This window comes from Demequina activiva, assembly GCF_016862815.1.
Classification (GTDB): domain Bacteria; phylum Actinomycetota; class Actinomycetes; order Actinomycetales; family Demequinaceae; genus Demequina; species Demequina activiva.
Genome location: NZ_BONR01000001.1, coordinates 947,046 through 960,698, shown reverse-complemented (window position 1 = coordinate 960,698; position 13,653 = coordinate 947,046). Strand labels below are relative to the sequence as shown.

Annotated in this window: 11 protein-coding genes; 9 read left to right on the top strand and 2 right to left on the bottom strand. The window is 69.7% G+C overall.

Annotated elements, in window-relative coordinates; translation table 11 throughout:
- Positions 1-18: 18 nt before the first annotated feature.
- Positions 19-1,701 carry an ABC-F family ATP-binding cassette domain-containing protein gene (locus tag Dac01nite_RS04635; protein WP_203653691.1) on the top strand — a complete coding sequence of 561 codons (1,683 nt, stop codon included), beginning with the start codon at positions 19-21 and terminating at the stop codon, positions 1,699-1,701.
- On the opposite strand, the gene Dac01nite_RS04630 is transcribed toward Dac01nite_RS04635, so the two are convergent.
- A complete protein-coding gene (locus Dac01nite_RS04630; protein ID WP_203653690.1) occupies positions 1,698-3,737 on the bottom strand; it encodes a cellulase family glycosylhydrolase in 2,040 nt (679 codons plus the stop codon). The genes Dac01nite_RS04635 and Dac01nite_RS04630 overlap by 4 nt on opposite strands.
- Before the next feature lie 54 nt (positions 3,738-3,791).
- Here Dac01nite_RS04630 and Dac01nite_RS04625 point away from each other — a divergent pair, with 54 nt between their 5' ends.
- The 8 genes from Dac01nite_RS04625 to Dac01nite_RS04590 all read left to right on the top strand — a co-directional run bounded on the left by Dac01nite_RS04625 (position 3,792) and on the right by Dac01nite_RS04590 (position 11,074).
- Positions 3,792-4,688, top strand: a complete 897-nt coding sequence (locus tag Dac01nite_RS04625) for a phosphotransferase (protein WP_203653689.1) — start codon at positions 3,792-3,794, stop codon at positions 4,686-4,688.
- 263 nt (positions 4,689-4,951) lie between these two features.
- Positions 4,952-5,431 carry a cation:proton antiporter regulatory subunit gene (locus Dac01nite_RS04620; RefSeq protein WP_203653688.1) on the top strand — a complete coding sequence of 160 codons (480 nt, stop codon included), beginning with the start codon at positions 4,952-4,954 and terminating at the stop codon, positions 5,429-5,431.
- Positions 5,432-5,433: 2 nt separating this feature from the next.
- Complete coding sequence (locus Dac01nite_RS04615; RefSeq protein WP_203653687.1) at positions 5,434-6,732, top strand: cation:proton antiporter; 1,299 nt, start codon at positions 5,434-5,436, stop codon at positions 6,730-6,732.
- 280 nt (positions 6,733-7,012) lie between these two features.
- Entirely contained in the window at positions 7,013-8,455 is a 1,443-nt protein-coding gene (locus Dac01nite_RS04610) for an MFS transporter (RefSeq protein WP_203653685.1), read from the top strand.
- Between the two features lie 58 nt (positions 8,456-8,513).
- On the top strand, positions 8,514-9,485 hold the full coding sequence (locus Dac01nite_RS04605; RefSeq protein WP_203653683.1) for a hypothetical protein: 972 nt from the start codon (positions 8,514-8,516) through the stop codon (positions 9,483-9,485).
- A gap of 34 nt (positions 9,486-9,519) precedes the next feature.
- Positions 9,520-10,008 carry a GNAT family N-acetyltransferase gene (locus Dac01nite_RS04600; protein WP_203653681.1) on the top strand — a complete coding sequence of 163 codons (489 nt, stop codon included), beginning with the start codon at positions 9,520-9,522 and terminating at the stop codon, positions 10,006-10,008.
- 159 nt (positions 10,009-10,167) lie between these two features.
- Positions 10,168-10,584 carry a type IV pilin protein gene (locus tag Dac01nite_RS12180; RefSeq protein WP_203653679.1) on the top strand — a complete coding sequence of 139 codons (417 nt, stop codon included), beginning with the start codon at positions 10,168-10,170 and terminating at the stop codon, positions 10,582-10,584.
- Between the two features lie 124 nt (positions 10,585-10,708).
- Positions 10,709-11,074, top strand: coding sequence for a VOC family protein (locus tag Dac01nite_RS04590; protein ID WP_203653677.1), 366 nt, complete (start codon positions 10,709-10,711; stop codon positions 11,072-11,074).
- A gap of 102 nt (positions 11,075-11,176) precedes the next feature.
- Here Dac01nite_RS04590 and metE read toward each other — a convergent pair whose 3' ends face one another.
- Positions 11,177-13,504 carry a 5-methyltetrahydropteroyltriglutamate--homocysteine S-methyltransferase gene (metE, locus tag Dac01nite_RS04585; protein WP_203653675.1) on the bottom strand — a complete coding sequence of 776 codons (2,328 nt, stop codon included), beginning with the start codon at positions 13,502-13,504 and terminating at the stop codon, positions 11,177-11,179.
- Between the last annotated feature and the right edge of the window lie 149 nt (positions 13,505-13,653).

Here is a 13,653-nt window from a genome sequence, read left to right as displayed (position 1 = left end):
CACGCCTAGACTGCACCGGTGGGACACCTCCAGATCAGCGACCTTCGCTTCACGCTCGCGGACGGCCGGGTGCTGCTGCGCGACGTCTCGCTGAAGGTGGGAGCGGGGGACGTCGCGGCGCTCGTGGGTCCCAACGGAGCGGGCAAGACCACGCTCACGCGCCTCATCACCGGCGACCTCAAGCCGGACGAGGGCGCCGTCGCCGTGACGGGCTCGCTGGGGGCGATGCGGCAGTTCATCGGCTCCGTGCGAGACGAGTCGACGGTGGCGGACCTGCTGCTGTCGCTGGCGTCCCCGAAGCTGCGCGACCTCGCCCAGCGGGTCACCGCCACCGAGGCCCGCATGCACCAGACGGCCAGCGAGAAGGACCAGATGGCGTACGCCGGTGCCGTGATCGCCTGGGGAGACGCCGGCGGCTACGAGCTGGAGACGCTATGGGATGTGTGCACCGTGGCGGCGCTGGGCATGCCCTTCGACAGCGCCCGCGACCGCAAGGTGACCACGCTGTCCGGAGGCGAGCAGAAGCGCCTGGCCCTCGAGGCGCTGCTGCGCGGGGACGACGAGGTGCTCCTGCTCGACGAGCCCGACAACTACCTGGACGTTCCCGGCAAGCGCTGGCTCGAGGATCAGCTCATCGCGTCGCGCAAGGCGATCGTGCTGGTGAGTCACGACCGCGAGCTGCTGGACCGTGCCGCCACGCGTATCGCAACGGTGGAGACGAACGCCAACGGCAACACGCTGTGGGTGCACGCCGGCCGGTGGTCCACGTACCGGGACGCGCGTGAGGCTCGCAACGAGCGGCTCGCGGAGGACCTGCGGCGGTGGGACGAGGAGCACGCGCGCATCAAGGAGCTGGTGCGAGTGATGCAGGCGCGGGCCAAGATCTCGCCGGACATGGCCTCGCGCTACGCCGCGGCGCAGACCAAGCTGCGCAAGTTCGAGGAGGCCGGCAAGCCCGAGCCCGTGCCGCTCGCGCAGTCAGTGTCGATGCGACTGGGCGGCGGCCGGACGGCCAAGCGCGCCGTGGTGGTCGAGCACCTGGAGCTCACCGGCCTCATGGAGCCGTTCGACAGCGAGATCTGGTTTGGCGATCGGGTGGCGCTGCTGGGCTCCAACGGGTCAGGCAAGTCGCACTTCCTGCGGCTGCTCGCCGCAGGCGGCTCCGATCCGGACGGCGAGCACCGTCCCGTGGGAGACGTGGTGCCGGAGCCGGTCGCTCACACCGGATCCGTCAGGCTGGGCTCGCGGGTGAGGCCCGGCTGGTTCGCGCAGACGCACGCGCACCCGCAGTGGCACGGCAAGGCATTGACGGAGATCCTCCACCGCGGGGACGACCATCGCGCGGGTCTGGTGCGCAAGGCCGCCATCGCGTCGCTGGACCGCTACGGCCTGGGCGGACAGGCGGACCAGGCGTTCGACACGCTCTCCGGTGGGCAGCAGGCGCGGTTCCAGGTGCTGCTGCTCGAGCTCGCCGGCGCCACGCTGCTGCTGCTGGACGAGCCCACGGACAACCTGGACCTGGAGTCCGCGGAGTCCCTCGAGGCGGCGCTGTTCGCCTTCGAGGGAGCGGTGATCGCGGTGACGCACGACCGCTGGTTCGCGCGATCGTTCGACCGCTTCCTGCTCTTTGGCGCCGATGGACAGGTCACCGAGAGCACCGAGCCCCGGTGGGACCTGGGCCGCGTGGACCGCGCGCGCTAGACGCGCTCCAGCACCTCCACGCCGTAGGGCGGCAGCGTCAGCGTCGCCACGGCGTCACCGCCGCCCAGCGGCACCAGCGACTCGCCGTCGGGCACGCGTGGGAACGCCTGGGTGGGCCGGTCCGCCATGTTGATCAGCCACACGAAGCGCCGCCCGTCCTCGTGGTGCAGCTCGCCCACGATGACGTCCGCATCGTCCGCCCTGACCTCCGGCGCGACTCCCGCATCCTCCGCCAGCGCGGCGTACAGTCGCACGAGGTCATTGGGGTTCACCGCCGGCGAGACCGCCGCCATGTGCTCGAGAGGGTAGGTGCACAGGATCGCCTGGCCCTCGCCGATGCAGTGGCGCAGCAGGGCTGGCCGGCCATGGGCATCCGTCGCGATCACCTGGGCGCCATCCGGCTCCACGGGCAGGAAGGCGCGCGAGTTCTCGTTGCCCGCCGCGGCGAACTCCAGCGTGGTCCCCGCCTCGATGCCGCCGAAGTCCTCATGGAAGGTCATCTCCACCACCGGGTCCACGATGGGATCCACAAGACCATAGCGAGTCAACTTTCTCACTCCGAACAGCTCGTGCATCGTGGGCCACCACGGCCCGCGCTGGTTCCCGTGGGCACCCAGGAAGTAGGAGGCGTACACGGTCTTGCCAGCGCGCGCCAGCTCACCCACGCGCTCCCAGGTGGGCGAGGTGACGTGCTTGATGGAGGGCAGCAGGTACAGCGACGCGTCGTCCGGCAGGCCGGGTCCGACGTCCATCGGCTCCACCTCTGACGCATAGCGGTGCTGCACGCCGTCCTTCAGGTCCCGGACGGTGCCCGGCTCCCAGGACAGCCCATCGGCCTCGCGGACGAACCCCACGGGAAGGTCCGCATGCCGAGCCGAGACGTACGCCTGCAGCAGGTTCAGGGACGCGGACGGGCCGTCGAGCTCATGCGTGAAGGGGTACTGGTTGTCGAGGTACGCCGTCACCACCATGGCGATCTCCGCATCCGGGCGCGTGCAGCGCGCGACGTCGATGCGCTCCAGCAGCTGCGCGAAGGCCTTCATCTCGAGCGCCTGCGGCTTGGGCTCGCCGTCCTTGTCGATGAGCCCGAAGTGCTGCTCGAACGGCCGGTGCGTGTACGGCGCCTGGCGTGCCAGGTGGTCGTAGTCAGTGTTGTTCCACGCGAGCCAGCCGGTCGCGCCAGCCAGCAGCGTGTGATGCAGCAGCTGACGGTAGTAGTGCGCGCCGTTGACGTCCGACGTGTAGTCGGAGGTGGTGCCGAACTCCTCCATCACCACCGGCAGGCCCGAGCGGTGCAGCTGCTCGCACACATACGCCGCCCCCAGGAACTGCCGGGACTGATCCGTCTCCATCCGGTACACGTGGGGTCCCAGAAAGTCCACCAGCTCCGCGACGTCGCGCACCCGGAAGCCGTTGTCGGAGCCCGTGATCTCGACGCCCCAGGCACCCTCGCCGATCGACACGGGCTGCGTGCCTCCACCAGCGCGCACGGCGTCGATGAGGATCTGCGCCCAGCTGATGATCACGTCCGGGTCCAGCGCGCCGTTGCCGCGCGACTTCCAGTCGCCGTAGATGGGCACCTCGTTGGTCAGCAGCCACGCCGCCACCGCGGGGTGCTCGCAGAACCGCGCCGTCAGCTCGCGGACGTACCAGGCCTGACGTGCGACGAACCACACGTCGGAGAACAGGTCCCGACCCTCGCGCCACGCCGGATCCCAGTTCTGGCCGGACATGTGGCCCACGATGAAGGTGGGGATGGTCTGCATCCCGCGGGCCTCGTGGCGGTCCAGGAAGTCGTGGAAGCGAGCCACGAGCTCCTCGTCCAGCACGTCAGGCTCCGGGTGGAAGTCCGGCCAGTAGAAGAAGGAGCGCGTCACGGTCATGCCGTGCTCGCGCATCTGATCCAGCTCCTGGTCGATGACGTCGCCGTCGTACTCGCGCCACATCAGCGGCCCGCCGGTGCGGGACCAGAAGTTGACGCCCACCCATGCCCGCGGCTGCCCGCCGGTCTCCACCTTGAGATTCGGTCGCTCCATGCCCACCATCCTGGCGCATCGGCACCACCGGACGCACGCCGCTACGCTGGCCATATGACGGACGATGGCGCCCGGGAGCCTCTCCACATCACGGATGAGACCGTCCGTGCGCTCGTCGACGAGCAGTTCCCCCAGTTCGCTGGGGTCGAGCTGGGCAGGCGCTACACGCTCGAGGACCACATGGCGATCCGGATCGGGGACCACTACGGCGCCCTGATGCCCCGCGTCGCGCGGCTCGACCATCTGTACGCACGCGTCACGGACCTCATCGCAGAGCCCTCCACGCACTGGACCTTTCCGTCCTCGCACCCGATCGCGACGGGCATGCCGGGCCATGGCTACCCCTTTCACTGGAATCTCGTGGATTGGAACTCGAGTTCGACCGCCGGGTTCGTGCCGTTGCATCCCCACGCGGTCGGAGACCTGGGCCGCGCGATCCGCGAGATCCATCAGCCGGCCCCCGAGGGCGCGCCCCTGAACCCCCGCGCGGGCCGCGGACTCGCGGTGCTCCGCGAGCCGTTCGAGCAGCTCATCGACGTCGCCGTCGCGAAGGGTGCGCCGGAGAATCGCGAGCTCGACCCGGCCGTGGTCAAGCGCATCTTCGACGCCGGAGTGGCCGCTCCGGTGGACCTGGGGCTGCACTGGACCCACGGCCGTCTCGAGCCTCGCGCGGTTCAGTCGGATCGCGGTGAGTTCGCGGGCATCCTCATCTGGCACTGCTTCGGCGCTGGAGACCCGGCTGCGGACCTGGGCTACGCGGCCAACCTGGTGCCGCTGGAGGCGCTCGACGAGTACCGCGGGGGGTACGGCGAGACGTCGGAGGAGACCATCGTGCGAGCCCGTGCGTTCCAGGTGTTCGCGGCGCTGGGATACATCTTCTACGACGACCCCTTCCTGCAACGCATGGCGTGGGAGCGCCTCATCGAGTTGGGCGCGGTCAAGGGCGGCTGACCACCCACTCCCAGAATTTGGCACCATTTTCATCGTCTCAGGCTGGCCATGAGGAAGAACCCTCCGTACAGACGAGGGACGGACGGCCGATGCGCCCATCGCCAGCCGCGCACAGGCTCGGCAAGGCGGGAGTGGGTCGTGCATCGGCGCTCGCGCTTGGAGGTTTTTTCATCGCGTAGGGGCTTGGGCGATGAAAATGGTGCCAAATTCTGGGAAGGCGGTAGGGAGGGCACTCGTCGAGCCCGTCGTGACAGACTGACGCCATGGACATCTACGAGACTCCGCTTCCGGGCATCGGCGTCCGGTACGAGTTCCAGTCGGAGAGCGGCGACCACGTGGGCGTGGTGGTGCGGCGCGACGGCAAACGCGACTTCGCGCTCTACGACCGCGAGGATCCGGACTCGTGCAAGGGCACCGTCGAGCTGTCCGAGGGCGACGCGTCCAAGGTCGCGGAGCTGCTGGGCGGCACCAACATCACCGCTCGCCTGGACTCCCTGCGACACATGGTGGAGGGGCTCGCGATCGAGTGGATCGCCATGCCCGCCTCCGGCGGACTCACGGATCGCACCATCGGCGACGGGCGCATCCGAACGGAGACATCGGCCTCCGTCGTGGCGGTGATCCGCGGCGACACGGGCATCCCGGGCCCCGACCCCGACTTCACCCTGCGCGGAGGCGACACCGTCCTCGTCATGGGCAGCACCGATGCGGTGCGCCAGGCGACCACGATCCTGACGGGATAGCCATGCTCACCGCCGCGCTGCCCGTCGAGGTGCTTCCGGAACCGGACGCCAGTCACGCAGGAGAGGTGCTCATCGAACTGGGCATCATCCTGCTGGTGCTGGCAGGTCTGGGGCGCCTCGCGGCTCGCATCGGCATCCCCTCGATCCCGCTCTACCTGCTCGCCGGCGTCCTCATGGGCGACGGCGGGTTCATCCCCGTGAGCGCCGGCGAGGAGTTCCTCGAGGTGGGCGCCGAGATTGGCGTGGTGCTGCTCCTGCTGCTGCTGGGGCTCGAGTACTCGCCGCAGGACCTGCGCAACGGGCTGCGCTCCAACTGGGTCGCGGGGCTCGTGGACGGCCTGGCCAACGCGGTGCCAGGCTTCGCGGTGGGCCTGATGATGGGCTGGTCGCTCACCGCCTCGCTGCTGCTCGCCGGGGTCACCTACATCTCCTCCTCCGGCATCATCGCGCGGCTGCTCGACGACTTCGATCGCGTCGCCAACCGCGAGACTCCCGTGCTGCTGAGCCTGCTCGTGATGGAGGACATCGTCATGGCGGTGTTCCTGCCCATCATGGCGGTGCTGCTCGTGGGCGCGACGTTCGTGCAGGGCGCCGTCGCCGCGGGCATCGCCTTGGGGCTCGTGGTGATGGCCTTCGTGGTGTCGATGAAGTTCTCCGAGAAGGTGTCGCGCCTGGTGCACTCGCACTCGCGCGAGCTGCTGCTGCTGACGGTCCTGGGACTCACCTTCCTGGTGGCGGGACTGGCCGATGCGGTGCAGGTCTCCGCGGCGGTGGGCGCCTTCCTGCTGGGACTGACGCTCTCCGGTCAGGTTGCGGACGATGTCAGGAGCCTGATGCCGCCGCTGCGCGACGTGTTCGGCGGCCTGTTCTTCGTGTTCTTCGGCCTCACCATCGACCCACGCGATCTGGTGCCGGTGCTGCTGCCGGCGCTCGCGCTCGCGATCGTGACCGCGCTCACCAAGATCTTCACTGGCGTGTTCGCCGCGCGCCGCAACGGGATAGGCCCCAAGGGCCAGTGGCGCACCGGACTGTCGCTCATCCCGCGCGGCGAGTTCTCGATCGTCATCGCCGGCCTGGGCGTCGCAGCGGGCGCGCAGGCGCAGCTGGGTCCCTTCGCGGCGGCCTACGTGCTGATCCTTGCGGTCACCGGCTCGCTGCTCATGCGCTTCGCGGACCGCATCCCGATGCCCGTCAAGCTGCGCGGCCAGAGCTCGTGGCCCGGTTCGCGCACCACCGCACCACCGCTTGCATCCGCTGGCGCACCACCAGGCGCTCCCGAGGTGCGCAAGCCGCTCGCCTAGACCGCGCATCGGCCGTCCGGACGGCCCCGCGCATGGCGCCCGCTTTTCGCCGTCTTTGCCTGCGAGAACGCCCGGCAAAACTTCGTGAAAACGGTCATTCTCAGGCCTGCGAGTGTGCGAACATTTCCTGCCGCCACTTCCGAGTGGGCGGTGCGCCGGCTACGTCGCGCAGGTGGTGTAGCAAGCGTCCGAGGCAGACTCGGACGCCAGCCCTCCGACCAGGATCCCGCAGCACGCTGCGCCTGCGAGGGGGCGTCCTGAGCTTCATAAGGACCCCGCAGTGCTCTCCCGATACCTCGAGATCCTCTCGACCCCTGGCGCCCGCGCGTTCGCGGGCTGGGGTCTCCTCGCCCGTCTGCAGATGGGCCTCACCGGCCTCGCCACGTTCCTGCTGGTGCAGATGCAGTACGGCTCGTACGCGTGGGCCGGCATCGTCCTGGCCGCGATCGCCGTCTCCTACGCCATCGTCGCGCCGCAGGTCGCGCGCCTCGTGGATGCGCACGGCCAGTCCGCCGTGCTGCGCTGGGGCTTCGCCGTCGCGCTTCTCGGTCGCGCCGCCATGCTGCTCGCCGTGTTCACCGAGCAGCCGCTGTGGGTCCTGATCGCGATCGCCCCCACGTTCGCGGCCGGCGGCTCGCAGTCGACCCTCACCCGCGCTCGCTGGGCGCACGCACTCAAGGACCGCGCCAGGCTCGACACCGCGTTCGCGCTCGAGTCCTCTCTCGAGGAGGTCATCTGGATCCTGGGCCCCGCCGTCGCCACGGTGCTCGCGGTCTCCGTCGCGTCCTGGGTGCCATCCGTGCTCGCGATGGTCTCCCTCGCCGTGGGCGGCTACGTGTTCCTGTCCCTCAAGGACACGGAGCCGCCGGTGCGCAGGAACAGCGCCGATGCGGGACTCACGGAGGCAGCCCTGGCCGTCGCCCCCGCGACGGCCGCCGCAGCCATCGCGCTTCCCCCGGTGACCGCCGCATCGGCCCGTCGCGTGCGCCGCTACCGCAACCCGTTCTCCGGCCACCTGCTGGTGACGGCGCCCACGCTGGGCATCGCCGCGCTGATCTTCCTGACGCAGGGCGCGATGTTCGCCTCGATCGACGCGTCCGTGGTCGCGTTCGCAGAGCAGCTGGACGCCAAGGGCGCGTCCGGACTGATCCTGGCCGTGTGGGCCGCGGGCTCTCTCGTGGGCGGGCTCGCGTACGGGGTGATCGCATGGCGACGCACCCTGGCGACGCGCCTGTTCTGGGGCGTCACGGCCACGGGCCTGTTCGCGGTGAGCCTGATCTTCGCTCCGTCGCTGTTCGTGCTGGGCGGCCTGCTGTTCGGCATGGGCCTGTTCATCGCGCCCAACATGGTGATCGGCGACGGCCTGGTGCATCACAGCATCCCCCGCGCGCGAATGACCGAGGGCATGACGTGGACCCGCACGGGCATCGACCTGGGTGTCGCGATCGGCGCCTGGGCCGCGGGCGTCGCGATCGACGCGCGCGGCGCGGGCGCAGGCTTCGCGATCACCGCCGTGGCGGGCCTGGCGGTCGTGGCGGCCGGATGGCGCTACATCCGCTCCCGCCCGGCGTACGTCGAGGCCCCCGAGCTGGTGCCTGCGGCCGATGCGCCCGGTCACCTGGTCGCCGCCGGCAGCGCCGATGCGACGGTCCACCTGCCGGGCGAGGTCGCCCACGCGCACGAGGCGCCGGCCTCGGCGCAGTCGCCGCGCGTCCCCGTCTGACGCACGAGACACGGCGCGCACCCTTGCCAGGGTGCGCGCCGTGCGCTTTCATCGGCACATGCGCATCGGAGCCGTCGCGGCCGTCCTCGCCTCGACGGCGGCGCTCGCCGCATGCTCGGCCGGGGATCCCCCTGCACTGAACCCCACGGCCGATGCGCCTGTCGCCTCGACCTCCCCCGTCGCCACCGCGACGGCCACGCCCCAGCCGTCGCTCGCATCGGCCGCAGTCGATCCCGGCGTCTACGCCATCGCCTGCGACCCCGCCGGCCACGCCCGCCCGGACGCCGTGACCGTGCTGAGCGAGACCCAGTACCGCATTGGCGGCTGGAACCACCTGAATGGCGTGGGGACGTTCGCGAGCGCACGGCTCGCTCCGACGGAGTACGCGATCAGCGCGCAAGCGTTCGTCGAGCAGCCCGACTGCGATGGGCAGCGAGCTCTCGAGACCGTGCTGGTGAAGAAGACCTACGACTGGGACCGCCAGCATGCCAACGGCATGGAGGCGTCCTTCCCGGCGGAGTCGCTGACGTTCGGAGAGGTGAGCGACATCGTGCTCGAGCTGCGCGTCGACGCGGCCACCACCGCCATCCCGAGCGCCAGCGACCTCGCGGCGGCCTACGGAGACGTGCTGGATGAGAAGCAGCTCGGTGAGCTCGACGCGCAGCAGATCAACCTCGAGCTGACGCTCTACGGCGATGGTGCCGGCGCCGGGGCGCAGACCATGAATGCCGGGATCATCGTCGCGGTGGACCCAGCCGAATTCGCTGACGGCTGGGTGCGCGTGGCGGTTCCGCGGGAGGACCTGACGTTCTACACCGAGACCGACTATGTGCGCACCGAGGTGGCGCCGGACGCGCACGCCACGCTGCTGGTCGAGGGCCTGCGCATCAATCCCGAGACGGCGACCGGAGCGACCGTGCGACGGTTGGTGACCGGCGTGGGCGGCGAGTTCGATCCTGCCGCCAAGCCCGAGCTGCTCAAGGAGATGGGGCTCACCTTCGCCCTCATCCAGGTGGGCCGCTCCGCGTGACTGCGCCTGTGCGTGGGCCAGGCACAATATCTCCATGATCCGCGACGCGACCCCGGACGATGCCGCTGCCATCGCCGCTCTCTACAACCCGTATGTGCGCGACACCGTCATCACGTTCGAGTACGACGAGGTGAGCTGCGAGGACATGGGAGCGCGCATCGCGAAGGTGCTGGGGCTTGGCCTGCCCTGGATCGTGGTGGAGGACGCCGAGCGGGTCGTGGGCTTCGCGTACGCCGCGCCGTACCGGCCGCGCGCCGCCTATCTGCACTCCGTGGAGTCGACCATCTACCTGGCCCAGGACGCCGGTGGCCGCGGATTGGGGCGAGCGCTGTACGGCGAGCTGCTGGAAAGACTGAAGTCCTCCGACGCGCACTCCGCGATTTCGCTGGTCGCGCTGCCCAACGACGCGTCGATGGGCCTGCACCGGGCGCTGGGCTTCCGCGAGGTGGGCGTGCTGCGCGAGGTGGGACGTAAGTTCGACCAGTGGATCGACGTGGCGTATCTCCAGCACGATCTGACGTGACCGCGTCAGCGCGCTGCCCCGCTTCGGGGCCTTTCCGCCGCTTTTCCACTCTTGCGCGGCCGTGTGAGGTGCGTCACGATGGGGTGTCGCCCCATCGATGGCTATCGAACTTGAGGGGCGTCACCCGCCCTGGCGGGTTTGAACTGAAGAGAGAACATCATGGAAGTCCCCACCTCACGGCGGGGATCCGAGGCGGGCTTCTCGCTGGTCGAGCTGCTCGTGGTCATCATCATCGTGGGCATCCTTGCCGCGGTCGCCATTCCTCTGTACCTGACCCATCAGGCCAAGTCACGGGATGCCGCCACGCAGTCGGATGCGATGAACCTGGGCATCCTGGTGCGGGCAGCGTTCGATGAGAGCGAGACCGGCGTCGTGGTGACCGGAGATGGCACGGCGTACTACATCGACGGCGAGAGAGTGCTCGGTGCCTCCCCCGGCGTCGAGTTCGTCCAGTACACCGGCGGCGACATCGACAACTGGTGCCTCGAGCTGAGGCATCCGGGAGGCGAGAAGTCCAGCAGCCCGGGCGTCAGGTTCGACGCCCAGAACGGGTACGTCGAGCAGGCCACCTGCTGACCGCATCGGAACCCCATGAACGCCCGAAGGCCCGGTCCCCTCCATGGGGGCCGGGCCTTCGTCGTGCCCGGAGCGGGGGACTCCACCGGTTGCGAATCTCCCGCGTCGAGTTAACACTGTTCACATGGCTGCAGTGAACTGGTTCGAGATCCCCGCGTCCGACCTCGCGCGTGCGAGCGCGTTCTACGCCCACGTGCTCGACGTCGCACTGGTGTCCGAGGACATCGGGGATGGCAACCCCAAGTCGCTCATCCCCGGTGGCGACGGAATGATCGGCGCGGTGTCCCACGGCCCCGACTGGACACCCAGCACCCACGGGACGCTCGTCTACTTCGACGGCGGCGACGACCTCCAGATGCTCCTGGATCGCGCGGTCGAGGCGGGTGGCCAGATCGTCGAGCCCAAGCAGACCGTCGACGCCACCTCCGGCTATTGGGCCCGCTTCCGGGACACGGAGGGCAATGTCATCGGCGTGCTGTCGCCGAACTGACGCCCTCCTGCGCACCCCACCCGCGCATTGGCCGACTCCGGCGCACATGACGAAGGCCCGACCCCCTCGCGGGAACCGGGCCTTCGTCGTACGTGACCTTCGTTACGCGGAGCGCACCGCGCGCGTCGCGTCGATCAGGTTCTTGAGCGTCGCGTTGGTCTCCTCGTAGCCGCGGGTCTTGAGTCCGCAGTCCGGGTTGACCCACAGCTGCTTGCCGGGGATCGAGTCCTTGGCCAACTGCAGCAGCTCGGTGACCTCCTGCGTGGAGGGCACGCGCGGCGAGTGGATGTCCCACACGCCGGGGCCGATCTGGCGCTCGTAGCCGTGGTTGCGGATGGCGGGCAGGACCTCCATGCGCGACCGCGCAGCCTCAATGGACGTGACGTCAGCGTTCAGGCCGTCGATCGCGTCGATGATCTCGCCGAACTCCGAGTAGCACAGGTGCGTGTGGACCTGGGTGTCGTCCTTCGCGCCGCTCGTGGCGAGGCGGAAGGAGTTCACCGACCAGTCGAGGTACGCGGCCTGGTCCGCCTTCTTGAGCGGGAGCAGCTCGCGCAGGGCGGGCTCGTCGACCTGGATGATGCCGATGCCGGCCGCCTCGAGGTCCGCGATCTCCTGACGCAGCGCCAGACCCACCTGGTTGGCGGTGTCGCCCAGCGGCTGGTCGTCGCGCACGAAGGACCACGCGAGGATCGTCACCGGACCGGTGAGCATGCCCTTGACGGGCTTGCTCGACAGCGACTGCGCGTACTGCGCCCACTTGACCGTCATGGGCTCGGGACGGGCCACGTCACCCCAGAGGATCGAGGGACGCGTGCAGCGCGAGCCGTAGGACTGCACCCAGCCGTTCTTGGTGACGTCGAAGCCCTCGAGAAGCTCCGCGAAGTACTGCACCATGTCGTTGCGCTCGGCCTCGCCGTGCACCAGGACGTCCAGGCCCAGGTCCTCCTGCAGCTTCACCACGGTGGCGATCTCGTCCTTCATCGCCTGCTCGTAGTCGGCGTCGGAGAGCTCGCCCTTGGCCCACGCGGCGCGAGCCTTGCGGATCTCCTGGGTCTGCGGGAAGGAGCCGATGGTCGTGGTCGCCAGCTCCGGAAGGTGGAAGCGGCTGTCCTGAGCGGCCGCACGCGCGGCGTACGGGCTGCGCTCGAAGTGGCCAGGCTCGACGCCGTCGAGCGCCTGGCGCACGTCCGCGCGGTTGGTGCCGGGGTGCTCGGCGCGAGCCTTGAGCGCCGCACGGGCCTCGGCGAGCGCGCCGGCGACGGCACCCTCACCCTCGGCACGGGCGGAGGCGAGCGTGGCGATCTCGCCGACCTTCTCGTCCGCGAAGGCGAGCCAGCTCAGCAGCTCATCGCCCAGGTGCTCCTCGCCCTGCAGGGTGTGGGGCACGTGGAAGAGGCTGGTGCTCGAGGACACGGTGACCGTGGCGCCCAAGGCGGCCACGGCATCGGCCTTCTCGAGTGCCTTGTCCAGGTCCGTGCGCCAGATGTTGTGGCCGTCCACGACACCCGCCACCACCGTGGTTCCGGTGAGGTCGATGCCCGTGGGGACGGAGCCGCGAACCAGGTCGATGCCGATGGCGTCGACGCCCGAGTCCTTGAGCACCGGCAGCGCGTCGTCGAGCGCGTTGTACGGCGCCGCGACGAACAGCGCGGGGCGCTTGGTCGCGGCAACCAGGGCCTCGTAGACCTTGGCGGCGTTGGCAAGCACGTCGGCACGATCCGCGTCGATGTCGGCGACCAGGATGGGCTCGTCGATCTGGACCCACTCGGCTCCGGCGCCCTCGAACTCCGCGAGCAGCTGGATGTAGACCCGAACCAGGTCGTCAAGACGCTCGATGGGGTCGAAGCCCGTGGGGGCGTCGTCGGAGGGCTTGGACAGGTACAGGAAGGTCAGCGGGCCGGTGATGACCGGACGCGTGATGAATCCGGCCTCCTTGGCCTCGACGAACTCGTCGACCCAGCGGCTCGAGGTGAGCGAGAACACCGTCTCCGGGCCGATCTCCGGCACCAGATAGTGGTAGTTCGAGTCGAACCACTTGGTCATCTCAAGCGGCGCCTTGTCGCCCACGCCGCGCGCGATCGTCGAGTAGCCCGCGAGGTCCACCGAGCCGTCCTGTGCGCGCAGGTCGTTGAAGCGCGTGGGGATGGCACCGAACGTCACCGACGCGTCGAGCACGTGGTCGTAGAACGAGAAGTTGCTGGGGATCGAGCTGTCCGTGCGGCCCAGTCCCAGTGCGGCCAGGCGGTCGCGGTTGGCGGCGCGCAGGTCCTTGGCGACGGCCTCGAGGTCCGCCTCCGTCGAGTTGCCCTTCCAGAACGACTCGAGTGCCCGCTTGAGCTCACGCATTCGGCCGATGCGCGGGTATCCGAGGATGGTGCCGCCGGGGAAGGCGGGCGCAGGGGCAGAAGAGTTCGTGGTGTCAGTCATGCTTCCTCATGGAGGTTGTGGTGCGCGGCGGGCTCGCCATTGCGCTTGGTCGACGCGTCTGAGCGCCGATGCTGTGCGTGCGCGATTCTAGCCCGATACCGCGCCCGTGGCTACGCGGGGGTGAGACGCGGTGTCCGCATCGTGAGATG

Excerpts from the sequence above, each read along its gene's own strand:
- Dac01nite_RS04590 (WP_203653677.1), top strand. The coding sequence starts at position 10,709 with ATGGCTGCAGTGAACTGGTTCGAGATCCCCGCGTCCGACCTCGCGCGT.
- Dac01nite_RS04615 (WP_203653687.1), top strand. The coding sequence starts at position 5,434 with ATGCTCACCGCCGCGCTGCCCGTCGAGGTGCTTCCGGAACCGGACGCC.
- Dac01nite_RS04605 (WP_203653683.1), top strand. The coding sequence starts at position 8,514 with ATGCGCATCGGAGCCGTCGCGGCCGTCCTCGCCTCGACGGCGGCGCTC.
- metE (WP_203653675.1), bottom strand. The coding sequence starts at position 13,504 with ATGACTGACACCACGAACTCTTCTGCCCCTGCGCCCGCCTTCCCCGGC.
- Dac01nite_RS04620 (WP_203653688.1), top strand. The coding sequence starts at position 4,952 with ATGGACATCTACGAGACTCCGCTTCCGGGCATCGGCGTCCGGTACGAG.
- Dac01nite_RS04630 (WP_203653690.1), bottom strand. The coding sequence starts at position 3,737 with ATGGAGCGACCGAATCTCAAGGTGGAGACCGGCGGGCAGCCGCGGGCA.
- Dac01nite_RS04625 (WP_203653689.1), top strand. The coding sequence starts at position 3,792 with ATGACGGACGATGGCGCCCGGGAGCCTCTCCACATCACGGATGAGACC.
- Dac01nite_RS12180 (WP_203653679.1), top strand. The coding sequence starts at position 10,168 with ATGGAAGTCCCCACCTCACGGCGGGGATCCGAGGCGGGCTTCTCGCTG.
- Dac01nite_RS04600 (WP_203653681.1), top strand. The coding sequence starts at position 9,520 with ATGATCCGCGACGCGACCCCGGACGATGCCGCTGCCATCGCCGCTCTC.